Origin of the sequence: Marinovum algicola (assembly GCF_900109145.1) — a bacterium.
Taxonomy (GTDB): Bacteria; Pseudomonadota; Alphaproteobacteria; order Rhodobacterales; family Rhodobacteraceae; genus Marinovum; species Marinovum algicola.
This window is the reverse complement of the sequence record NZ_FNYY01000011.1, coordinates 21893-42864: the sequence shown is the minus strand read 5'-3', so window position 1 is coordinate 42864 and position 20972 is coordinate 21893. Positions and strand designations below refer to the sequence as shown.

24 protein-coding genes are annotated in these 20972 nt (G+C 62.3%); 17 read left to right on the top strand and 7 right to left on the bottom strand.

Going from position 1 to position 20972, the window contains the following annotated elements:
• Nucleotides 1–75 precede the first annotated feature (75 nt).
• The 16 genes from BMW90_RS15265 (at nt 76) to BMW90_RS15190 (ending at nt 12837) form a co-directional block, all read left to right on the top strand.
• Entirely contained in the window at nt 76–432 is a 357-nt protein-coding gene (locus BMW90_RS15265; protein ID WP_074837428.1) for a hypothetical protein, read from the top strand.
• A 43-nt stretch (nt 433–475) separates the two neighbouring features.
• Entirely contained in the window at nt 476–1081 is a 606-nt protein-coding gene (locus BMW90_RS15260) for a lytic transglycosylase domain-containing protein (RefSeq protein WP_074837334.1), read from the top strand.
• Entirely contained in the window at nt 1078–1371 is a 294-nt protein-coding gene (locus tag BMW90_RS15255) for a TrbC/VirB2 family protein (protein WP_074837333.1), read from the top strand. Before BMW90_RS15260 ends, BMW90_RS15255 begins: the two co-directional genes overlap by 4 nt.
• Nucleotides 1372–1383: 12 nt before the next feature.
• On the top strand, nt 1384–1662 hold the full coding sequence (locus BMW90_RS15250) for a VirB3 family type IV secretion system protein (protein WP_074837332.1): 279 nt from the start codon (nt 1384–1386) through the stop codon (nt 1660–1662).
• Nucleotides 1652–4015: a VirB4 family type IV secretion/conjugal transfer ATPase gene (locus BMW90_RS15245; RefSeq protein WP_074837331.1), complete on the top strand. Its 2364-nt coding sequence runs from the start codon at nt 1652–1654 to the stop codon at nt 4013–4015. Before BMW90_RS15250 ends, BMW90_RS15245 begins: the two co-directional genes overlap by 11 nt.
• Nucleotides 4012–4182: a hypothetical protein gene (locus BMW90_RS26700; RefSeq protein WP_170850556.1), complete on the top strand. Its 171-nt coding sequence runs from the start codon at nt 4012–4014 to the stop codon at nt 4180–4182. The genes BMW90_RS15245 and BMW90_RS26700 overlap by 4 nt, the downstream gene beginning before the upstream one ends.
• Nucleotides 4175–5326 carry a lytic transglycosylase domain-containing protein gene (locus tag BMW90_RS15240; RefSeq protein ID WP_074837330.1) on the top strand — a complete coding sequence of 384 codons (1152 nt, stop codon included), beginning with the start codon at nt 4175–4177 and terminating at the stop codon, nt 5324–5326. Before BMW90_RS26700 ends, BMW90_RS15240 begins: the two co-directional genes overlap by 8 nt.
• The gene (locus BMW90_RS15235; protein WP_407657393.1) at nt 5326–6156 is read left to right on the top strand and encodes a type IV secretion system protein; all 831 of its coding nucleotides are present in this window, start codon (nt 5326–5328) and stop codon (nt 6154–6156) included. The genes BMW90_RS15240 and BMW90_RS15235 overlap by 1 nt, the downstream gene beginning before the upstream one ends.
• Nucleotides 6157–6168: 12 nt before the next feature.
• Complete coding sequence (locus tag BMW90_RS15230) at nt 6169–6822, top strand: VirB8 family type IV secretion system protein (RefSeq protein WP_074837328.1); 654 nt, start codon at nt 6169–6171, stop codon at nt 6820–6822.
• 1 nt (nt 6823) lies between these two features.
• Nucleotides 6824–7519: a TrbG/VirB9 family P-type conjugative transfer protein gene (locus BMW90_RS15225; protein WP_074837327.1), complete on the top strand. Its 696-nt coding sequence runs from the start codon at nt 6824–6826 to the stop codon at nt 7517–7519.
• Nucleotides 7516–8907 (top strand): TraB/TrbI/VirB10 family type IV secretion system protein, encoded by a 1392-nt coding sequence (locus BMW90_RS15220; RefSeq protein ID WP_074837326.1) that lies wholly within the window; start codon nt 7516–7518, stop codon nt 8905–8907. The genes BMW90_RS15225 and BMW90_RS15220 overlap by 4 nt, the downstream gene beginning before the upstream one ends.
• A gap of 1 nt (nt 8908) precedes the next feature.
• On the top strand, nt 8909–9898 hold the full coding sequence (locus BMW90_RS15215; protein ID WP_074837325.1) for an ATPase, T2SS/T4P/T4SS family: 990 nt from the start codon (nt 8909–8911) through the stop codon (nt 9896–9898).
• Nucleotides 9895–10086: a DUF4177 domain-containing protein gene (locus BMW90_RS15210; protein ID WP_074837324.1), complete on the top strand. Its 192-nt coding sequence runs from the start codon at nt 9895–9897 to the stop codon at nt 10084–10086. The genes BMW90_RS15215 and BMW90_RS15210 overlap by 4 nt, the downstream gene beginning before the upstream one ends.
• A gap of 415 nt (nt 10087–10501) precedes the next feature.
• Nucleotides 10502–11581 (top strand): TrbL/VirB6 family protein, encoded by a 1080-nt coding sequence (locus BMW90_RS15200; protein WP_074837322.1) that lies wholly within the window; start codon nt 10502–10504, stop codon nt 11579–11581.
• Nucleotides 11582–11731: 150 nt separating this feature from the next.
• Nucleotides 11732–12145, top strand: a complete 414-nt coding sequence (locus BMW90_RS15195) for an MbcA/ParS/Xre antitoxin family protein (RefSeq protein ID WP_170850555.1) — start codon at nt 11732–11734, stop codon at nt 12143–12145.
• Nucleotides 12146–12186: 41 nt separating this feature from the next.
• The gene (locus tag BMW90_RS15190) at nt 12187–12837 is read left to right on the top strand and encodes an RES family NAD+ phosphorylase (RefSeq protein WP_244526527.1); all 651 of its coding nucleotides are present in this window, start codon (nt 12187–12189) and stop codon (nt 12835–12837) included.
• A gap of 261 nt (nt 12838–13098) precedes the next feature.
• Here BMW90_RS15190 and BMW90_RS15185 read toward each other — a convergent pair whose 3' ends face one another.
• The 7 genes from BMW90_RS15185 to BMW90_RS15155 all read right to left on the bottom strand — a co-directional run bounded on the left by BMW90_RS15185 (nt 13099) and on the right by BMW90_RS15155 (nt 19774).
• Complete coding sequence (locus BMW90_RS15185) at nt 13099–13587, bottom strand: TRAP transporter small permease subunit (RefSeq protein ID WP_074837320.1); 489 nt, start codon at nt 13585–13587, stop codon at nt 13099–13101.
• An 8-nt stretch (nt 13588–13595) separates the two neighbouring features.
• Nucleotides 13596–14900: a TRAP transporter large permease gene (locus BMW90_RS15180; RefSeq protein WP_074837319.1), complete on the bottom strand. Its 1305-nt coding sequence runs from the start codon at nt 14898–14900 to the stop codon at nt 13596–13598.
• Nucleotides 14901–14980: 80 nt separating this feature from the next.
• Nucleotides 14981–15997, bottom strand: a complete 1017-nt coding sequence (locus tag BMW90_RS15175; protein ID WP_074837318.1) for a TRAP transporter substrate-binding protein — start codon at nt 15995–15997, stop codon at nt 14981–14983.
• Between the two features lie 42 nt (nt 15998–16039).
• The gene (locus BMW90_RS15170) at nt 16040–17308 is read right to left on the bottom strand and encodes an alpha/beta hydrolase (protein ID WP_074837317.1); all 1269 of its coding nucleotides are present in this window, start codon (nt 17306–17308) and stop codon (nt 16040–16042) included.
• A gap of 23 nt (nt 17309–17331) precedes the next feature.
• Entirely contained in the window at nt 17332–17835 is a 504-nt protein-coding gene (locus tag BMW90_RS15165) for an acyl-CoA thioesterase (protein WP_074837316.1), read from the bottom strand.
• A complete protein-coding gene (locus BMW90_RS15160) occupies nt 17832–19028 on the bottom strand; it encodes an FAD-dependent monooxygenase (protein ID WP_211568899.1) in 1197 nt (398 codons plus the stop codon). The genes BMW90_RS15165 and BMW90_RS15160 overlap by 4 nt, the downstream gene beginning before the upstream one ends.
• Complete coding sequence (locus BMW90_RS15155; RefSeq protein WP_074837314.1) at nt 19025–19774, bottom strand: maleate cis-trans isomerase family protein; 750 nt, start codon at nt 19772–19774, stop codon at nt 19025–19027. Before BMW90_RS15155 ends, BMW90_RS15160 begins: the two co-directional genes overlap by 4 nt.
• A 375-nt stretch (nt 19775–20149) precedes the next feature.
• On the opposite strand from BMW90_RS15155, the gene BMW90_RS15150 reads away from it, so the two are divergent.
• The gene (locus BMW90_RS15150; protein ID WP_074837313.1) at nt 20150–20860 is read left to right on the top strand and encodes a TetR/AcrR family transcriptional regulator; all 711 of its coding nucleotides are present in this window, start codon (nt 20150–20152) and stop codon (nt 20858–20860) included.
• Nucleotides 20861–20972 lie beyond the last annotated feature (112 nt).

The window sequence follows — 20972 nt, the reverse complement described above, 5'->3', positions numbered from 1 at the left end:
ACTATATCATCGTATGACTGGGCATCAACTGATGATACCCGGCCATTCGCCTTATTGGAGAGTGTGACCCGGGTGATGGATCTAGAAAAAGAAGCCCCGAATGTGGTCACCGAACCCAGATTCCGCGATCTGGTCGCCAGCGGCTATCGCGTGGAAGTTGTCTGCAAGGCGAATGCCTTCAGAAAAGGCCCCAACTGGCACGGGGCCTGGATCCTGCGCGCCGTCAGCGATGCGGGCGTCGAAAAACTCCTCGTCACCGCGCGAACACGGACCTCCCGCAACGACATCAAGATCCGCGAGATCAAGACCGTCACCGGGGTCATTTCCCTGCTTCAGGCGATCGGGTTCTCCCACGCCGATGTGCCGCTCGAAGAAGGCCGCCGCACGGTGCACAAGCTCTCCAGCGAAGAGATGGCGGCACTCCGGCTTTAGTGCCCTCCTCCTATCCCTCCTGATCGCTCCTGTCTCGGCCCAGATGGTGCTGGTGATGGAGAGCGACGGCACCCTCCGCCCGAGCCAGCGGCAGGAAAAATTCGCCCGCACGTACACAGACGGCATCGGACAGGGTTCGGCGGCTGACGACCTCAAGGTCCTGGGCGAGAAGGCCGCGACGGTCAGCACCTCCGCCTCCCTCCCTGCCCCCCGGGTTCCCAAGCCGCATATCCTGGCCGCCATCGAAGAGACCGCGCTGCGCTATGCAGGTCATCGCGGTCTGCGCGCCGCCGACATCACCGTCACCACCTGGCTGAACCTCTACCGGGCCAATATCGAGATCGAGAGCGGCTACAATCCGCATGCCGTGTCCCGCGTCGGCGCCATCGGTCTCGGGCAGCTCATGCCGGACACCGCCCAGCTCCTCGGCGTCGATCCCAGGGACTGGCAGCAGAACCTCTCCGGGTCCGCGCACTACCTCGCGATGATGCTGGCCGAGTTCGGCGACGTGCGGCTAGCACTTGCCGCCTATAACGCCGGACCCGAGGCCGTCCGCAAACACGCCGGCATTCCCCCGTTCACCGAGACCCGGAACCACGTCCAGCGTGTGCTGGCCGTCGTCAATCGACTGGAAGGAGCATCTCAATGAAGTCCCGATCTTATGCATTGCACACTGCCTTCATCGCCCTCTTCGCGCTGCTGGCCGATCCCGCGATGGCGCAGAGCATCGACCTCTCGCCGATCCAGAGCCTCCTGCAGGGGATCGTGGACGCGCTGACCGGTCCGCTTGGCGTGGTCATCGCCACGCTGGCCGTGCTCGGCGTGTTCCTGAGCTGGTTTTTCAACATCATCGACCTGCGGCAGGCCCTCTGGGTTCTTGTCGGCATCGCGGGTGTCGCCGCCGCGCCGACCATCGTCGCGGCCGTCTTCGGCTCCTGATCGGAGGCAGGTGTGGCAGAGCGTTCCCCCCTCTTCCTGGGCCTCGTCCGACCGCCGAAGCTCCTCGGCCTGCCGATCATGTACGCCATGGTCTGGCTTTTCGGATCGGTGCTGCTTTTTGTCTGGATCCAGCACCTCGCGGTGCTGGGCCTGGCGGCCGTGCTCTACCCCATGCTCTGGAAGGCCGCCGACTGGGACCCCCGGTTCCTCGACGTGATGGTCACGGCACTGCAGGAGACACCGCCGACGCGGAACCGGGCTGTTCACGGAGGCGACAGCTATGCCCCGTGACGCCGCGCTCGACGAACGCACCCTGATGCCGGACTGGTACGCGCGGGAACAGCGCCTCGCCCATATGCTGCCCTACGTCAGTCTCGTTGATGACCTGACGGTCCGGACACGGGACAACGAGATCTTTCAGTGCATCCGGATCGGCGGGGTCAACAGCTACACGACCGACGACGCCTATCTCGACAAGGTTACGGCGCTTTTTGCCCGCCTCATCGCGCAGCTCGGCCCGGAGTTCAGCTACTACGTCCACAAGGTCTCGAAGGCGATCACCCCCGACCTGCTACCGGTCCGGGGCGACACCTTCGCGGCCGCCGTCGACGCGACCTGGCGGCAGAAGCTCGCGACCAGCGGGCTTCGCGACAAGACCTTGACCCTGACCGTCATCCATCGCCCGCCGCCCAGAAGCTTCACCGAGTTCCTGAACGGCAGCGATCCGGAGCGACTGAAGGAACAGACCCGAAAGCGCCTTCGTCGCCTCAAGGACGCAGTCGGGGTGTTTCTGTCGGGGCTCAGCGATCTGAGGCCACGTCTCCTGTCGGCCACGTCCGGCGAACTGGTCGGGTTTCTGGGCGCTCTGAATACAGGTCGCGAACTGCCGCTCTATCCGGCCAACCGCTTCGGCTTCCTCGCCACCAACGTCGCCAATACCCGCGTGACCTTTCTGGAAGATCATTTCGAGCTCTCCGAGGGCGTCGTCGGCAGGCGCTTCGGCAAGTGTTTCACCATCGGGGAATATTCCGAGGCGACCACTTGCACGATGTTCGACATGCTGAACCTGCCCGTCGACATGATCGTCACGCATTCGTTCACGCCCATCAATTCGAACCTGATGGCCGGACGGATCAAGCGGCAGAAACGGCAGATGCAGGCCTCGCGCGATGCCGCCCTGTCGCTGCTCGAGGCGCTCGACATCGCCCATGACGATCTCGAGGCGAAACGCCAGAGCTTTGGCGAGCACCACATGGTCGTCACCGTCTTCTGCGACAGCCTCGACGAGCTGGAAACGCTCGGCGCCGAGATCGTCAACGCGGCCGCCGCCGAGGGCGTGAAGATGATTGGCGAGCGGGTTGCGGCCAAGACCCACTATCTGAGCCAGCATCCGGGCAATCAGCCGAAACGCGTCCGCGCCAGCGCGGTCACTAACCGCAATTTTGCCGACTTTGCCGCGCTGCATCGCACCCAACTTGGCAAGGACAAGCATCAGTTGCCGTGGGGCCAGGAAATCACGGTCTTTCCGACGCCAGAGCAAAGTGCCTACCGGTTCTCCTATCACGAGCAGGGATCGCCCGACAAAGAACCGACCGGCGGCCATACCCTGATCCTCGGGCGGCCCGGCTCCGGCAAATCCGTCCTCTCGGCCTTCCTCATGACCCAGGCCCGCCGCGTCGGGGCGCGGATCTTCGTTTTCGACTACCGGCTCGGCATGGAGATGGCGGTGCGCGCCAATGGCGGACAATACGCCTCGGTGAAAGCCGGTCAGGCCACGGGGCTGAACCCGCTCTGGACCGAGGTGGACCCGCGCGGCACGGCCTGGCTCTCGGACTGGCTGGGCTCACTCCTGCATCGCGCTGACAAACCGCTCACGCCCGCCCAGACCAACCGCATCCAGGAGGTGGTGCGCCAGAATGCGACCGCAGCCAGCCCGGAGCTGCGCAACTGGAAAGACTTCGCCTCGCTCTTCGTCTCGACCGACGATAGCGGCGATCTGCACGAGCGCCTCCTCGAATGGACCGAGGACGGTCGCTACGGCTGGATTTTTGGCCAAAGCCTGAAGGACACGTTTTCGCTGGAAGGCGACGTCGTTGGTTTCGACCTGACCGGCATTCTCGACAGCGAGAGCGAGAAGGAACGGATGGCGGTCCTGAGCTATCTCTTCCGCCGGATCGAGCGCGAGATCGAAGACCGCCGCCCGACGATCATCATCATCGACGAGGCCTGGAAGGCCCTCGACAATGCGTATTTCGCAGAGCGTCTCTCCAACTGGCTGGTCACGGCCCGCAAGCAGAACACCGTCGCCGTCATGATGACGCAATACGCGAGCCAGCTGGAGCGCACGCGCACCGGCAAGACCATCGTCGAGGCTGTGCCGACGCAGATCCTGCTGCCGAACATCCGGGCCCATGCCGCGGACTACGCCATGCTGAACCTCTTCGAGAAGGAGATCGACGTGCTCCTCAACACCGGCAGCGACAGCCGCCTGGCACTCATCCGTGATGACACCGGCTCGGTCGTGGTCGATGCCGATCTGTCTGCGCTTGGGCCCTACCTGACCATTCTGGGCGGCATGGAAAAGGGCGAGGCCCTCGTGGGCGCCGAGTATCGCGACCGTCCGGATTTCTGGAGGCGCTCATGATCCGTTTTGTCCTGCTGCTCATCGGTCTCGGCACCCTCACGGCCTGCGAGCAATATCAGGAACCCCGCGCCAACTGCTTCAGCTTTGCGCCGAACGCCCCAAGCTCCGAAGATTGCATATTCATGCCCGTAGTGGGCGCGACCTTTGCGGACCTGCGCCATGAATAGCCCCGCGCTAATCTTCGCCTTCGCGGTCCTGGCCGGGCCGGTCGTCGCACAAGGCGTCCCGACCAATGACACCGCCCTGACCGCGCGAGACATCGTGGAGACCGCCGACCGGGAGAGTGATCTCGCCCTCCAGCGCGACAAGCTGGCCGTGAAGGAACTGTTGACGGAGATCGAACAGGAACAGCTCGCCGTCCTGCGCAACATCCTCGAGGCGCAGACGAGCTTCGGAGGCCTGGGCCTGTCCGACATGGTCTCCGACCTTGAGACCGGGAGTGGGGACGCCGAGAGGTCGGTGGAGGCTGTCTTCGGCACAGCCGATGTTGATCCCAATCCCGGCGGCGCTGCGATGTTCGGCGATGCATCTGAGAATGTCGAAGAGCTGATCATCCGCGTTGCCCGCGACACCCATGGACAGCCCGGTGTCGGCCGCGCGGGCCTCTCGGTGGTGCAATGGCGGGCGCTTCTGCAGGCGCTGATCTGGCAGGAGAGCCGGTTTTCCATCGGGGCGCGTTCCCCGGTCGGTGCCTTCGGTCTCACCCAGATCATGCCGGGCACCGCCAGCGATCTCGGCATCAACCCCGCCTATTACGACAGCCCCTATCTGCAGGTCGAAGGCGGAGCGCGGTATCTCGCAAGGCAGCTCAACACCTTCGATGGCAATGTCATCAACGCGCTTGCCGCCTACAACGCCGGTCCCGGTCGCGTGTTCGAGTATGGTGGCGTGCCGCCCTTCAAGGAGACCCAGCACTACGTCCGGGTTATTCCCGAGCGCTACAACCTCTACCTCTCCCGCATCGGCGGGATCGAGGCGCTCGGCACCATTGATCCGGCGCTTATCGCGAACTCCAATCTCTCTTTCGCGGGCTTTGGCGCCGCCCGGTACGGCAACGCCTCTCCGGTGGCGATCCGACAGGCCGCCCTGCGCATCCAGGACATCGTTCTGCGCATCCGGGGAACCACCGACGTTCAGGACAGCATGGCGCTGAACACCTATGCCCGCGCCGAACTGGTCCGCCTGGTTGCCGCCCGCCTCCGCCTCACGGCCGTGCGCACCAAGCCACTGACCGCCGCCCAGCTCGCCCAGGCCTCCGCCCGGATGGCCGAGGCCGAGTTCATGGACTTCACGATCAAGGAGCTACGTTGATGCCGGTACCCTGCCCCTCTTCCAGATGGCTTCGCCGTGCTGCCGTAGTCGTCGGCGCGTTGGCCCTGCCCGGCCCGAGTTTGATCGGCTCCAGTGCGCAGGCCCAGGGCGTGCCTGTGGTCGACACCCAGAACATCGCACAGAACATCCAGCAACTCCGCCAGATGATCGAAGACGAGCTCCTGCAGAACGAACAGCTGACGCAGCTTCGCGAACAGCTGAACACCCTCAAGGAGCACCTCGCGGAATTGCAGCGCACCTATCAGGCCCTCACCCGTCTCGCCGAGCTGCCGGAGATCATCCGCACCCAGATGGAGGACGAGTTGAACGGCCTTCTGGACCAGGAGTTCGGCGACATCATCGCCACGATAGAAGCGATCAAGACCGGGGATTTTTCCCGTCTGACCGGGTCCGGCGCCAGCCAGATCGAGACCCAGATGGACCGGGTTCTGGCCGATCTGGGCTTCGACGAAGACACTCTCTCGGAGATGGCCCGCAGCGGCAATCCCGGGGCCGAGCGCGTGGCAACCCAGGCCACCACCGGTGCCCTCGTCTCGGCCGCCGCGCAGAACAGCTACGACGATGCAGGCGAGTCGTTGCAGCGTGTCGAGCGTCTGGTCGGCCTCATCGACGACATGGACGAGCTGAAGGAGAGCGTCGATCTCAACACCCGCGTGACGGCGGAACTTGCAATCGCCCTTGTCGCCATGTGGCAGCTCGAGGCCGTCCAGACTGTGGGCGACGGCACCGGCGGCGTCATCGATGCCGCCACGATCGCCGAGGAGCAGAAGTTCATGGATTTTTCGCTCCCCGACCTCCGGCCCGAGTGAGGATATGGCGCGGTGGACGAAGAGCTGGCGATCATCGAAGAAGAACTGGTCTATGGCGCGCTCCGGCGAGAACGGCTCTGGCAGCGCCTCGGGTTCGTGAGCGTGATCTTCGGCTGCCTCGGTTGCCTGAGCGCGGCCGCCGTCGCCATCCTCGATGTCGATCCCCCACCCGTCGTTGTCCCCTACGACCCGGCCACCGGCTTTGCGCTTCCGGAAGCCTCCGTCGGTGCCACCACCGTCACGGAAAACCGCGCGATCATCGAGGCCGAGGTCTTTCGCTACGTCACCGATCGCGAGGTCTACAACCAGCTCGACAACGATGTCCGCATCCGGAGCGTCCTCCGACGTTCGGACGGAGCCGCGCAGGCCTCGCTCCGCCGCATCTGGAACTCGGCCAATGCCGACTATCCGCCATCGGTCTACGGCCCGAACGCCCGCCTCGAGGTCGAGATCCTCAGCATCAACCGCATCGGGGCCAACCGCGCGACGGTGCGCCTGCGCAAGCGCCTGACCTCGATCAACGGCGTGCAGGCCGGTCTTTTCACCGCCACCCTCCTCTTTGAATTCCGTCCCGAAACGCGCCGCACCATCGATGAGGTCTGGAATAACCCCTTCGGCTTCACCGTCGTCGAATACGCCATTCGCTCGGACAGGCTGGAGAACTGACATGCGCCAACGCCTCTCCACCCTGATCTGCCTGATCCTTCTGACCGCCCCTGCCCTTGCGGAGCAGGTCCCGCGGAGCGGCCCGAACGACAAGCGCGTCCGCATCGCCACCTACCAGGACGGCCAGGTCTTCCGGCTGAACGTCTCGCTCACCCACGTGACGACCGTCGAGTTCGGCGAGGGCGAGAGCATCCGCTCGATCATCGCGGGCGACACTGTGGGCTTCGAGATAGACGGCGTCCCCGGGGGTCGCGCCTTTGCCATCAAGCCCCTCGCCCGCGGCGTGACATCCAATGTCACCGTCTACACGAACCGGCGGAGCTATTATTTCAACGTAGAGGAGGTTTCGAGCCCGACCTTCTATGTCGTCCAGTTCCGCTATCCGGGAGACAGCCGCCGCCCTTCGAACGCCATCGCCAAAGCGGCCCCGAACCACAACTACGCCGTCAGTGCGCGGAAAGAGTTCACACCCTCCCGGATCTGGGACGATGGCACCTTCACCTATTTCGCCTTCCGGCGGAACGCGCCGGTCCCGGCTATCTTCCGATACTCCGGCGGGCGGGAGCGCACGGTGAACACCGGCGCCGTTGAGGATGGCGTGATCCGCGTGTCCGGCGTCAACCGGTATTGGGTCCTACGGCTCGGGGACGACACGGTCTGCGTTTCCGCGATAGTGCCGGAGGGAGGAACGTCATGAGCGACGATCCGAACCCCGATCTGGAAAAGCGCCTCGCCGCGCTGGAACAGGGGACGGCGAAACGGCCGTCACATGGCAAGCGGCGATCCCCAATTCTCGCGCTTCTGATGGCCGGCCTGATCCTTGCGGGCGGGCTCGTGCTCTATGTCTTCTCGCGACCGGTTGTTGAGGTGACGCTGCCAACCGCGACGCCGGACGAGTTCCAGCAGGAAGGCGACGGGTTTGGCGAGATCGAGCCGTTCCGGCCGCCGCCGCCACCGGAGCCCGAAGTCGTCATGGTGCCCGAGCCTGCAGAACCCAATGCCGAGCTCCTGCAACAGATCGCGGCGCTACAGGCCCAGATCGAGGAGCTGCGCTCCGCACCGCCGCCCGAGACCGGCGAAGACCCGGCAGCCGCGGCAGCGATCGATGCGCTGACCGCGCAGGTCGCGGCCCTCAAGAAGGCCTCCGAAAACGCCCAGGTGGAATTCCAGAAGGAACTCGCCGCCCGCGACCGGGAGATGCAGCAACTGCGCATGGATCTGGAACTGGCGCAGCTCGAGGCCAAGAAGCCCACCCCTGCCCCGCCGGGTCCGTCCGAGGAGGACCTGAGGGCGCGTGAAGCGGAGCGCCTGCGTCAGGAGGAAGAGGCGCGGCGGATGGAAGAGTTGCGCAGGCGAGCCGAAGAGGAACGCGCCTTTCAGCAGAGGCGGGTGGCCTCGCCTGTCATCGCCTTCGGCGGCGCAGGCGCGGACGGCACCCAATCAACCGAACTGACAAAGCGCACCCTGAACGAGGTCACCGACTTCGTCCGAAACGGAGCACTGCCGAGCGAGGTCACCCAGGCCGAGGTCATCGCCAACCCCTCAAACACCGTGGTGCAGGGCACGATGATCCAGGCGGTGATGGAGACCGCGCTCGACAGCTCCCTGCCCGGCCAGACCCGCGCTATCATCTCCGAGGATGTCTACAGCTACGACGGGTCCCGGCTGCTGATCCCGCGTGGATCGCGGCTAATCGGGCGCTATCGCTCCGGTGTCGAGATCGCGCAGCGCCGTGTCACCATCGCCTGGGACCGCATCATCCTGCCGACCCAGCAAACGATCCGGATCAGCGCCTTCGGCGGCGACGAACTCGGCCGGTCCGGGGTCACCGGGTTTATCGATACGCGGTTTGCGCAGCGCTTCGGATCCGCCGCCCTCATCTCGATCATCTCCGCCGCCCCAAGTGTTGCGGCCGGCGAGGTCAAGAACAAGAACACCGCAAACGTGCTCGAGGATGTGGGCGATGATCTGGCTGACGCGACCGACAGCGTCATCGGCGAGTACCTCTCTATCGGCCCCGTCATCTACATCGACCAGGGCGCCCGCGTCACCGTCATGGTCGACCGCGATCTGGAGATCTTCTGAGATGACGGTCAGCTATCTCCAGGCCTCGCTCGACAAGCTGAAGGACGCCGCCCGCGACGACGTCATCGAGATCTGCGTGAACCCCGACGGCTCCTGCTGGGGGGAATTCCAGGGCGACCGCTTCATGCGGGCACTGGACGACCGCCTGACCGTCACCGAGCTGCGCGACCTCGGCAATCAGATCGCTTCGAGCGCCAACACCACCATGAGCAAGGACAAGCCGATCGTATCGGTCTCGATCGCCTATCGCGGGCGTCCGATCCGGGCGCAGGTCATCACGCCTCCGGCCGTCATTTCCGGCATGTCGATTTCCCTGAGGTTCTTCTCCAGCCTGCCGCTCGAGGAGATCGAACTGCGCTATCTCTACGGCCAGGAGCGCAAGCTCGAGGAACTTCGCCAGCAGAAGAACCGCACCCTGCGTGAGGTCGTGGCCTCCGGGGTCATCACCGACGCCATCCGCTTCTGCGTCGAGAACAAGCTCAACATGATCGTCTCCGGCGGGACTTCCACCGGCAAGACCGTCGCCGCCCGGAAGATCCTGTCTTACGTCAGCCCGGACGAACGGATCGTCACAATCGAGGAAGCGGCAGAACTGCTTCCGGCCCAACCAAACGCCGTCACGCTCATCGCCAACCGCGATGCAGAGTTCCAGTCCGCCGACATCCTCCTGACCGCGACCCTGCGGATGCGCCCCGACCGGATCATCCTAGGCGAAGTCCGGGGCAAGGAAGCCATGACCTTTCTCGAAGCGATCAACACCGGCCATGGCGGGTCCATGACCACGCTCCATGCGGAAACCCCGCAGCTCGCCGTCCAGCGCCTCGCCATAGCCGCCCTCAAGACCGAGATCCCGATGACCTACCAGGACATGGTCCAGTACATCGAAAGCTCGATCGACGTGATCATCCAGGCCGGGCGAGAAGAGGGCCAGCGCGGCATCACCGAGTTTTACTTGCCAGGAACAGAGTTGGAGGAAAAGCAGACGTCATGAAACGGTTTGAGTATGAGATACTCTTCTTCGAGGTGAAGAAAACAAAGGATTTCGAGAAGATGCGCCGGACCCTGAATGACCACGGGGCAGACGGATGGGAAGTCATATCCGCAGAAGCAGGCGACTATGGATATACGACATTCTTGAAACGCGAACTTGACCCCGATGCAGCGTCCGCAAAGCCATGAAACGCTTTGCGCCCTTGTTGATTACGGCAGTGATCGCATCCGCCACGAGCTGTATTGCTGAACGCAGTCAAAGTCCGACGCGTCTCAACACGCCGGACGTCTGCCCCGACCAACCTCCTGAGCCGGAATGGATGAGGCAGATGGGACCGCGCGATGCCCACAAGAGGTTGCTCATCCAGCAGATTTACAGAGCCGAGAGCATGCAGCGCATCGTGGAGGCCCAGAGCTGTGAATGTGCGACGCGATATCCTCCGTGGGATGCGGCCGAGGCCGAGTACCGGGACCGGTACGCCACCGGGGAATACTGGGACATCGTCGAGGCAACTTCAGAAAGTCGGCGATTAGCGAACGAGCTCCGGAAGGTTGCCAAGCCGATTTGTGAAGCGGCTCGGAACTGGTAGTTGGAGGCCTGACCATGAGCGTTGTCGCGTACTTCGTCGAAACCGCCCAAGGTTACCTGGATACCGTAGCAGAAACCCAGTTCGGGGCCGTGGCCTCGACGGTCGGGACGCTGCTTGTGCTCGGAGCGACGCTTGTCGTGGTCCTGGTCTGCCTGAACATGATCTACCAGTACCGCGCCATGGACGGTCGCACGGCATTCTGGTTAGCAGTCAAAATCGGGCTCATCGGGGTCTTCGCGACCAACTGGGTCGATTTCAACGCTTTTGCCACCGCGATCTTGAACGGGATCGACAGTATCGCAGGATCCTTGGTGGCCTCTGTCGGAGGAGGATCGCCTGGTCCTTCCGGCACGTTCGCAGAGGAATTCGACGAACTCATCGCCGCTCTCGGGGATTACCTCAACGCAGCGGGTTCTGAGCTCAACTGGATGGCTGGCGCGTTGCTGGACACCTTGGGCGTCCTGCTTCTTTCGATCCTGGGCGGCCTTGCAGCCTTCATCGTCATTGCCTCCCGCCTTATGATCGCCCTGTTGATCGGGATCGCTCCGGTGATGATTTTCCTGACCCTTTTCGATGTCACGAAAGACTATTTTGCGCGCTGGCTGTCTGCTCTCGTCTCTTTCGCGATGTATCCGATCGTCGTTGCCGGAATATTCGCGACCATCACGGGTGTTTCGCGTGCCCTGCTCGCTGAACTGGGCGATCCGGAGGGCGCATCTAACATCGGAGCGTTGATCCCCTTCTTCATGATGGTCCTCATGGCCAAGGGCTTTATCATCGCGACGCCCTTCATCGTCAGGTCGGTGTCGGGAAACATCATGATGCCTGCGCTCACCGCAGGTTTTGGGGGCAGCTATTCCTTCGCCCGCGGGTTAGCTGGAAGCCAGCAGGTCTACAACAGGTACGCAATTGGTGGCGCGACAGGAGCCGAGTACGCTGCCCTGCGAGCTCGTCAATTCCTCGGCGTCCAGCCACTTCCCGCCCGTCCGAATTCTTCCGGGGGTCCTTCACCGCATCCAGGTAGTGGTGCGACCGGGACAGGAGCGCGGATGTTGGCTCAGTTGGCACGACTGAGCAGGTTGGGGAAGCGGTAGAGGTACGTTTTCTCCGAACGTGTTTGCGGGTCATGGAGCCCACGTTGGACAACCTAGCAGCGGTCCACGAACGGAATCCCCGATCGGCCGTCATCTTGACATTTGGCAGCAAATATACATATAGATGTCAAATGCCAAAAGGAGGCGCCGATGCCCGAACTCCGACGCATAGACCCGCATATCGCTCCTCCGCAGCCCCAATTCTCTGGCGAAGAGGTGCAGGCCATGCAGCGAGCATTTGTCAAACTCGCCGAACTTTGGGGACTGTCCGACGAACAAGCCTCAGTGCTCATGGGGGACATCTCTGTACGCACTTTCCGCCGCTGGAAAGCTGGTGAGCTCGGCCGGGCCGGCATCGACACCGCAGCCCGCCTATCCAATCTGATGGGAATCCACAAAGCGCTGCGGCTGCTCTTTAAAGAGCCCGCTCGCGGCTATGGCTGGGTTAAACGTCCGAATGATGCGTTCGGCGGCACGACCGCGCTGGACATCATGCTGAACGGTCAGATCACAGACATCATGCGAGTGCGCCGCTATCTGGACGCGATGCGAGGACCTTGGTGACTGTCCCAGAGACCCGGATCACTTGGGACCGATACTATCGGTTGATCAACTCAGCCTACCCGCCAATCGACCTGTTCGAGGATATTGCCGATCCTTCGGACTGGCTCCTTCTGGGGTCCGCCGAGAGCAAGACCAACCCAAGGCTGGCCCAGACCATCGGCAATCTTGATCTCGTACCCGCTGACCGCCGCGTTGGCGGTCCGGGCGCGTCATACCTGATGGCGCCCTTCGTTCACGTGAGCACAGACCACCGAGGACGGTTCCACGATGGCACGTTTGGCGCATTCTATGCCGCTGACAGCTTTGAAACCGCGCTGTTCGAGACCGTGCACCACACCCAAATCTTTTGCGCCGCGACGAAAGAAGCGCCAGGATGGATTGCGGACAAGCGCGAATTGATCGGCTCGATCAACGCTGTACTGAGGGATGTCAGAGAAGGTTTTGACGAACTTCTCGATCCTGATGACTACACAAGATCACAGAGTTTTGCCCGAGAACAGCGAGCGGGTGGCGCGAATGGGATCGTTTATCCGTCGGTGCGGAACTCCGGAGGAACCTGTGTGGCAACATTTTACCCGGACGTTGCAGGAGTACCCGTTCAGGGGCGGCACCTGACCTATCATTGGGACGGCACGAAGCTCGACATGTTCAAAGACCAGTCGGACAGGGCAGTCTACGCGATTTCGACATAATTCAAAAATTGGGCGGATTGCGGACATTCTCTGCGACAGCGTCAATAGTCCGCTCTGGGACTGGTCAACACTTTGCAGAGCGTTCTGGCTGAAGAGCTTTGGCATGACCAACGAGCGACCCAGGGGCCGTGGATAATCTTTCTTGGCTGGGTAAGCCCTGCGACGAAGCATCTTGCTAATCCCAAAGTCGATTGGTCCTGAACTTACACCACTGTCTTCGCAGCCTATGCCCGGACCTCATACCAAGATCCTGATTGCGTTTCAGTCGATCAAACCAAGCCGAATACCGGCTCCCTTTACAGCGGCCATCAGCAGGCACGCCATCCCGCCCAGCCCCAGTGACGCCGCCACCAACCCGTGGAACACCATGGGTGACCAACCTAAAGTACCCATCCTTTGTCCCCGGTCTGCAAGGGAGACGCCTTCGTGCCAGACGAACCAGGCCAGCGCCAGAAGCAGCGGTGCGCCGAGTAGCAGCCAAACCGCCTCGAGCCGCATCTTGGCCTTGTCTGTCAGTGCGTAGGTGCCGAGCTCGACCACGAGGTGTCGATTGATGACAAAGGCTACCGGGATCGTAGCGCCAGCCGCCAGAAGCAGCAGGACGGAGACATAGTCCATCATCCCCCGGACGTGGGTGATCCCCAGATTCCGGACGATGACATCGAATGTGACAATCGACATCAGGCCGAAGATGGCCAGGATCGCAACCCAGGTCAAAGAATTGACGGTAATTGAGAGCGTTTTGGTCAATGGGAACCTCATCCGAACAGAAGACCGGGAAGCCAGAGCGATAGGGCAGGGAAGGCGACAAGCAGGGCGACCCTCACGATATCGGCCGCGATAAAGGGCATGACACCGGCAAAGGCTTCGCCGAGGCGGATCTGGGGGACCATCGAGTTGATGACGAACACGTTGATACCGAAGGGCGGTGTCATCAGGCCGATCTCGACCACCATGACCATGATGATGCCGAACCAGATGAGGTCGTAGCCCAGATCCATGACGATCGGGTAGAGGAACGGCGTCATGATCAGCACGATGGCGATCGAGTCGAGCACGCAACCCAGAAGGACCAGCATGCCGATGATCATCAGAAGAACCACGAGGCGCGGGGCTTCCAGGCCAGTGAAGAAGCTGACGATGGCGGAAGGGACGCGCGATGCCTCCATAAAGAACTGGAAGAATTCGACGCCGATGACCATCAGGAAGATCATTGCGCTGACATAGGCAGAATCCCGAAGCGCCGCGAAAATCCCCATGAAACCCAGTTGACCTGACAGGACACCGATGGACAGCACCGCCGCCGCGCCGATAGCCGCGCCCTCGGTTGGGGAGAAGAAGCCGACGAAGATCCCGCCCATCACGATGCCGAAGGCGAGGCCTACGCCCAGTACGTCCTTCAGGCTGCGCAGGCGTTCGCCCCAGGTCGCACGTGGCTGGCGCGGCCCAATCGCGGGTTTCAGCGTCACCCACAGGAAAATCGTGCCACAATAAAGCGCAATGGCGACGAGTCCCGGTATCATCCCTGCGGCGAACAGGCGGCCGACCGACGTCTCGGTCAGGTAGGCATAGATGATCATGATCAGCGATGGCGGGATAAGGATGCCGAGCGTGCCACCCGCACCGACCGACCCGGCCGCCAGTTTCGGCGAATACCCGTAGCGCAGCATCTCGGGGACCGAGATCCGCGTGACCGTGGTGACCGTGGCGAGGGAGGAGCCGCAGATGGCGCCAAAGCCGCCGCTGGCGAGGATGGTTCCGGCCGCGAGACCACCGGGCAGATGGCCCACGAACTTGCTGGCGGCTGAATAAAGAGAGGTTGCCATGCCGGACTGAACGGCGAGATTGCCCATGACAAGGAACAGCGGAAGAACGGAAAGCGTATTGCTGGTCAGCACATGGACGGGGGCATTGGCGCCAACATATTCGACGGTGCGCCACCCGGCGAGGAGCCAGGTTCCGCCGATGCCGACGAACAAAAGGGCAAGGCCGATCGGGGACCGCAGGACGATCAGAACGATCAGCATCGCCATGCCGGTCAGGCCGATGAGTTCACTGCTCATGGTGGGGACTTTCCAATGAGTTGGATGCAAGCGCCCGGCCCTCACGGGGGGACAGGACCGGGCGCCGAAGGCAGGTCACATCAGTTTGACTTGGCAAGCTCCGCGTCGATCCTGTTGCGGACTTCGGTCGCGGGCAGGCCCTTGTCGTCGAGCACCTTGAGATGGCCTTCGATGACTGGCGCGATGACCTCTTTCATCTTCATGCGGGTTTCTTCAGGCACAACGTGGGTCGTGTTCCCGGCCTCGGTCCACTTTGCCTTTGCCTTGGCGTCGACAGCGGTGAAGCACTTGGCAACCTTCATCGAGGCCTCGGGACCCGAATGTGCGTCGATGATTGCCTTCACGTCATCCGGCAGGGCGTTGTAGCTCTCGAGGTTCATGGCCGTGAAGCCGACCGACCCGCCAAAATTCAGTTCGTAGTGCTGTTTGGCGACCTCACCGACCTTGAAGGCGGTGGCCGTCGTCCAGGTCGCGACGGTGCCGTCGATGACGCCCTTCTGAAGGTTCTCGTAGGTGGCCGGAGCCGGGAAGGCCGCAACCTGGGCGCCTAGCGCTTCCATCGCAGGCACCTGCACCTGACCCACTACGCGCATCCGCGTACCATTGAGCGCGGTCAGATCGGCGACCTCGTCGCGCATATGGAACTGATAGGGAGACGTGAGCCAGAGGTTGATGATTTTCACCTCATCGAGTTCCTCGCCAAGGTATTCCGGCAGGATGACTTCGTTCAGGACGCGCGTCGCCGCTTCGTGGTCGTTCATCACGAAGGGCATCGACACGATCTCGGTCAGTGGGAACAGGCCTTCCGTGTAGGTTAGCATTCCGAACGAGATGTCGGTGATCCCGCGCAGTGCCTGGTCGTATTGCTGGACCGGGTTGCCGAAGGCGCCGCCGCCAAAGTACCGCTCGACCTCGACCTTGGTGCCCTGGTTGGCCTCAAGCTCCTCGACAAGCGGGATCATGGAACAGGCGAAGATCGGGTTCCGCTCTCCGACGAATGCGCTGAACTTGATCGTAAGGTCCTCTGCGGCGGCCGGTTGAGCCGCGATCAAGGCCAGAAGACTGGCCGTCAGTGCTGATTTTGCTTGGATTTTCATGTTTTCCTCCCTGAAATCCGAAGTTTTTGATGGGTCGGCCCGTCAAACGAAGCCATGATCGCCCAGCCATCTGGCGATGGTCTCTCCGGCGATGATCTGCCCGTTAGGCTTGTCCGGATCGACCGGACGCCCGTGATGGTTTCCGTGGATCCGCGCACGCTTCTTGTCCTGGGACCCGATAGCGTCGAAGATGAAATCCGCCTCCGCCGGGAAGACGCTGTTGTCGCCGGTGTATTCGATCATCAGGACCGGCTGCGTGAGCGCCGGGGCGCATGTCTTCATTGAAGCGTTGGAGTGGAAGGCCGACCAGTTCGAGAGCCAGCTTTCCGGTGTACAAACCCGCGCGAAGCCGACGCTGCCATAGTTCGACACAGTCTGGTTGGCACCCCACAGGGTCCCGTAGGCGCGATCCGAGGGATCGAGCGACAGATCGAAACATCGGGGATCCGCGTCAGTGCGCCAGACCTGAAAGATCGGGGCCCGTGCAGCCATGATCGCGTCCTCGCGGGTGCCGCCGGACTTAAATGCCTTGCGGGCCTCGGCCTTGCGTTTCAGCAGCGCCTTGGCCTGAGCATCGATGCGCCGGATGCGATCGGCCTGCGCGGCACGGTAGCGTTCCAGGAATTCGGGCGTGTAGGTCGACGACTCCGGCGCGAGGCGGAACCCGTTGTCGGGGTTGAACGGGTCCAGCGACGCATCGGTCTGCATCGGGTCTGCTTCGTCGACTACCGAGGGGTCGATACAACGCAACAAGAGCTCACCTTGGCCAAGGTGGGCCGAAATCAGGATGACCCCGTCCGGAACCGGCATTTCGGCCTGCTCGAGCTTCGTCGGTTTGCCGCCCGGAGAGCGGGCGATGCGTTCCTCGGGCGCGAGCGCTGCCTGTTGGCAATAGAACGTCGCCAGCGGACCGCCACCGGACGTGCCCTGCAGGACGGTTTTTTCGAACCCCAGCTTGGTGCGCAGATGGACCTGGCCTGCCGCAAGATCGAGGATCGCACCTTCATGCTCCAGCCGGATGTCGTTGCCCGGAGACCGGGGTGCCTGGATCCATACCGCGACCCCGGCTTCCAGCAGGTCGGGCACGAGGTATTGGGTCACATTGAACTCACGCGGGTGCATCAGGCAGACGGCGGTCGTCTCTCCTCCGCGACGATAAAGGTAGCCGGTGACCGGGGCCTTGTCGGCGGTGGTCAGGGCATGGGCCGTCATCTCGACGCCGGCTGGTAGGCGGGAGGGGTCCCACTTCGTGCCGCGCAGACCGGCCGTCGTTGTGGCAACCCGTCTCGGCTGTGTTGCTTGTTCAGTCATATAGTCCTCCTCCTGTCGGCCTGTCAGAGCGCGACCTGCTCAAGTTCCGCGGGCACCGGCCCGGATGTTTCCTGGTAGGTCATCAGCTTGCTGCGGATGTCGTCGGGCACTGGAATTGCCTTCAACCGGTCCGCCGGGTCGACGTAGATCGACGAAATGCGCCCGGCGAAGATCGGGGCGCCATTGTCATGTCGACGAGCCATGACCAACATGTGCGTGGTGTGCCGGCCGATGCCGCCCACGTGCACGGTCATCTCGAACATGTCGCGCGGCCACAGCGGACCAAGGAAGACGATGTTCAGGGCCTTGCCCGGCGTATCGTAGGTCTTAACGGGCTGGTGCCCGACCGGCGCGCGCAAAACGTAGTCGCGAAACAGATGGCCGGCGTTGACCATGTAGTCCGGGAATTTGCCCGCATAGACGACGCCCGCGGGGTCGCATTCGGACCAGCGGACCGTGCGCCTTACTGTGAAGGGCGACAGCGACACGATGGCCTCGGTGGCGCGAACGACAGCCTCGCCGGTCATCCGCGCCGTCCGCCGACTGCGGCCTCACGCTCAAGGCGAGGGGCGACGTGATCGCGGTAGAATTCGGGCGCGTACCGTTCCAGCCGCTTGTCGTCGACCCGACCCGTCCGCGTCAGGAAGTCATGGGCAAAGCTGGCCACATCCGTCTGCATCCGGACGGCGATATTCTCGTACCACTCGAAACTCTTCACCGTAGCCTTGGTGAACAGATCGCGGTTCGGTCTGCGGTCGGCTTCGTAGGCGGCCAGGGCCGCGGGAATATCGCCTTCGCATCCGGCAAGCGCATCATGCAGGGCAAGCGCGTCGTCCATTGCGAGGCGGGTTCCGGAGCCTATCGAGAAATGGGCAACGCGAAGCGCGTCTCCTATCAGGACGGCATTGCCGCACGACCAGTCCTCGGCGACCTGCGCGGTGAACTGGCGCCAGATGGACTTGTTCTCCAGCAGGGTCTCGCCTTCAAGCTCAGGCGAAAAAATCTCTTCCATCAGAGCTTTGCGCTCCGCATCCGTCATCTTGTCGAGCCCGCAGCGGGTCCATGTGTCGGCGTCACATTCCGCGACGAAGGTGCTCATGTTCGCGGTGTAGGCATAGTAATGGGCGATGAAGACTCCACCCTCGTAGTGCCGGAAGACCAACGCGTTCGGGCTGAGCGCCTTGCCGACGCCGTACCATGCGAAGTGATTGCCGAGCGTGCGGGTTGTCATCCGGAAGCCCGACCCCATCATCGCGCGGACTTCCGAATTCGCACCATCTGCCCCAACGATCAGGTCATAGTCGCCCAACTCGGAGGGAAGGCCCCTGACGGTCAGGTCGGACTTGCTGTCAACTCGCGTCTCGTATCGGGGCGTGACGCCGACCTCTTCGCACAGGCGTTCGAGAATGGTCAGAAGGTTCAGCCGCTCGATGGCGCCTCCGGCCCCGGCGTATTTCAGCAGGATGCTCTCGTCGTCCAGCACGATGGCCTGTGTGCTGTTGAAGACCATGGCCTCCTCGAGCCGGGCCTGGACCTCGGGGTCGACTTCGCCAAGGCGCGCGCGCGCTGCCCCTGCAAGGGTAACGCCAAAACCGTAAGTTGCATCGCGCGGGTTCTGCTCGAACACCTCGACATGGGTTTCGGGCATGGTCTTCTTGATGAGACGGGCCAAAAAAAGACCGGCTGGGCCTGCGCCGACTATCGCGATCCGCATGGTCATTCCGCCGCTTCCAGTGACGTCATCGGATTCACGTCAAGCCCGAGAGACCGCAGCATGACCCGGCTGGTGCACTCGGCGGTCGAAGTCACCGGCATCCCCAGCCTTGCCCGCGCCAGGTCGAGCGCCGCGATCGAAGGCATCTGGACGCAGGCCGACAGGACAACGGCATCAGCCTCGTCGGTTCGCAGGTCATCAAGCGCGGTGATCAACCGTTCGGACGGGATCCGTCCAACTTCTTGATTGTCGGTGACACTGAAATTCTTGTAGTCGACAACTGCGATGCCCTCGGCCTCGATGTAGTCGACGACGGTTCTTGCCAGTTCGTCGGCGTAGGGCATCAACAAAGAGACCTTGCGGAACCCTTCACGCTTCAGCTCGGACACCAGGGCGCCGGCCGAGGTCACGACGGGAAAGCCCGCACCTTCGCGCGCTGCAATCTCTGAAAGCGTCTTCTCGGATGTTCGGTGATAACCGGGACCCATGGCCATGATGGCGACAAGGCAGGCGTATCCAGCCACGTCGATAGGCGCATCGGCCAGTTCAGCGGCGCAGCGATGGCTGTCGGCATCCATGGCCGCCAGTTCTTCTTTCCGGACGTGCTTCATCCGCATGCGGGAGGAGTGGAAGGTGAACCTGACGCCGCCATGCTGTCGCGCATAGCGGTTCATGAACATCGGCACCTCGGTTTCCATCGTGGTGTTCGAACTCGGTACGATTTGCCCGATGCGGAACAACGTCTCCGACATGTTTAATCCTCCCTACAGCCAGTCTGGCACGCAGCATTTTGACGCATACGTTTGATATTTGACGGTTGTATGAATTATTTGACTTTGACGCAAGTGACAAAAATTTATCGACCGAGGGTGGCGCGGCTTTCTGAAGAAAGGTGAAGGTAATTCAATTGATTGGAGGCAGGCACGTTGCGCCCGAAGAATGACACCAGCGCGACGACTCGGCCCGAATCCTGCGCTGCGCCCCATCAGCGTCTTGCTTCAAGGCCCGTTTCAGCACAGGTTTGACAGCTGAAACTGATGTTCCGTCCAAGGCGGCGACAACGAGGTGCACGTGGCCGTGTCGATGAATGACACACCTGCCCGCATCATTCATGACCGAAGGACGCCATGGCCAATACTGATCCGATAGACGACATCCCGCAGACAAGGGATCGCCGCAAAGAGCTTCTTGAGCGTGACCTGATGGAAAAGGCCTGTGCCCTGTTCGCGTCCAAGGGATACGGCGGCACGAGCCTCGCGGACATTGCACAGGCAGTCGGTCTGACCCGTGCGGCCGTCTACTACTACTTCAAGAACAAGGAGGCTGTCCTCGAAGCGATCGTGAATGAAGTCACGAACGCTCCTCTGCGTGAAATCGAAACCTGGCGATCGACAGCACCGGACAAGCCCGCCGACCGACTTCGCACCTTCGTCGAGATGCGCGTGCGTGGGGTTTTGAGCCGACAGGTCCAGATGCGCATGATCGAGGTGACTGAGGCAGCACTGCCAGAAGACTTGCTCGCGCGGCACACCGAGGCCAAGAGACGTATTCTTGAAGAATATCGCCAGATCATTCGGGCCGGGATACATGCCGGAGAGTTTAAGCCATCTGACGAACGGATCACGGCGTTCGGAATCATCGGGATGGTGAACTGGTCCGTCTACTGGGTGAACCCGGACGGTCGCATGGACACCGGCGAAATCGCGTCGCAACTGGCGGAAATGGCCGTCCGGTCCGTCAGCGTCGACAAATCGAGGGTAGACATGTTCACCGACCCGAAGACGGCGATCGCCACGTTGCGGGAAGACCTCGAATATCTATCGAACCTTATTAAATAATTAAAAACAAAGGCTTAAATCGATCTTCAGCCACAAGGGCAGCGACGCCTGCGCAGGTCAATTCTACACATTCGTCAAATTTTTTAACGTAAGCGTTGATTATTTGTCGCAT

Excerpts from the sequence above, each read along its gene's own strand:
- BMW90_RS15265 (WP_074837428.1), top strand. The coding sequence starts at position 76 with ATGGATCTAGAAAAAGAAGCCCCGAATGTGGTCACCGAACCCAGATTC.
- BMW90_RS15260 (WP_074837334.1), top strand. The coding sequence starts at position 476 with ATGGTGCTGGTGATGGAGAGCGACGGCACCCTCCGCCCGAGCCAGCGG.
- BMW90_RS15255 (WP_074837333.1), top strand. The coding sequence starts at position 1,078 with ATGAAGTCCCGATCTTATGCATTGCACACTGCCTTCATCGCCCTCTTC.
- BMW90_RS15245 (WP_074837331.1), top strand. The coding sequence starts at position 1,652 with ATGCCCCGTGACGCCGCGCTCGACGAACGCACCCTGATGCCGGACTGG.
- BMW90_RS26700 (WP_170850556.1), top strand. The coding sequence starts at position 4,012 with ATGATCCGTTTTGTCCTGCTGCTCATCGGTCTCGGCACCCTCACGGCC.
- BMW90_RS15240 (WP_074837330.1), top strand. The coding sequence starts at position 4,175 with ATGAATAGCCCCGCGCTAATCTTCGCCTTCGCGGTCCTGGCCGGGCCG.
- BMW90_RS15235 (WP_407657393.1), top strand. The coding sequence starts at position 5,326 with ATGCCGGTACCCTGCCCCTCTTCCAGATGGCTTCGCCGTGCTGCCGTA.
- BMW90_RS15225 (WP_074837327.1), top strand. The coding sequence starts at position 6,824 with ATGCGCCAACGCCTCTCCACCCTGATCTGCCTGATCCTTCTGACCGCC.
- BMW90_RS15220 (WP_074837326.1), top strand. The coding sequence starts at position 7,516 with ATGAGCGACGATCCGAACCCCGATCTGGAAAAGCGCCTCGCCGCGCTG.
- BMW90_RS15215 (WP_074837325.1), top strand. The coding sequence starts at position 8,909 with ATGACGGTCAGCTATCTCCAGGCCTCGCTCGACAAGCTGAAGGACGCC.
- BMW90_RS15210 (WP_074837324.1), top strand. The coding sequence starts at position 9,895 with ATGAAACGGTTTGAGTATGAGATACTCTTCTTCGAGGTGAAGAAAACA.
- BMW90_RS15200 (WP_074837322.1), top strand. The coding sequence starts at position 10,502 with ATGAGCGTTGTCGCGTACTTCGTCGAAACCGCCCAAGGTTACCTGGAT.
- BMW90_RS15195 (WP_170850555.1), top strand. The coding sequence starts at position 11,732 with ATGCCCGAACTCCGACGCATAGACCCGCATATCGCTCCTCCGCAGCCC.
- BMW90_RS15180 (WP_074837319.1), bottom strand. The coding sequence starts at position 14,900 with ATGAGCAGTGAACTCATCGGCCTGACCGGCATGGCGATGCTGATCGTT.
- BMW90_RS15175 (WP_074837318.1), bottom strand. The coding sequence starts at position 15,997 with ATGAAAATCCAAGCAAAATCAGCACTGACGGCCAGTCTTCTGGCCTTG.
- BMW90_RS15170 (WP_074837317.1), bottom strand. The coding sequence starts at position 17,308 with ATGACTGAACAAGCAACACAGCCGAGACGGGTTGCCACAACGACGGCC.
- BMW90_RS15165 (WP_074837316.1), bottom strand. The coding sequence starts at position 17,835 with ATGACCGGCGAGGCTGTCGTTCGCGCCACCGAGGCCATCGTGTCGCTG.
- BMW90_RS15160 (WP_211568899.1), bottom strand. The coding sequence starts at position 19,028 with ATGACCATGCGGATCGCGATAGTCGGCGCAGGCCCAGCCGGTCTTTTT.
- BMW90_RS15155 (WP_074837314.1), bottom strand. The coding sequence starts at position 19,774 with ATGTCGGAGACGTTGTTCCGCATCGGGCAAATCGTACCGAGTTCGAAC.
- BMW90_RS15150 (WP_074837313.1), top strand. The coding sequence starts at position 20,150 with ATGGCCAATACTGATCCGATAGACGACATCCCGCAGACAAGGGATCGC.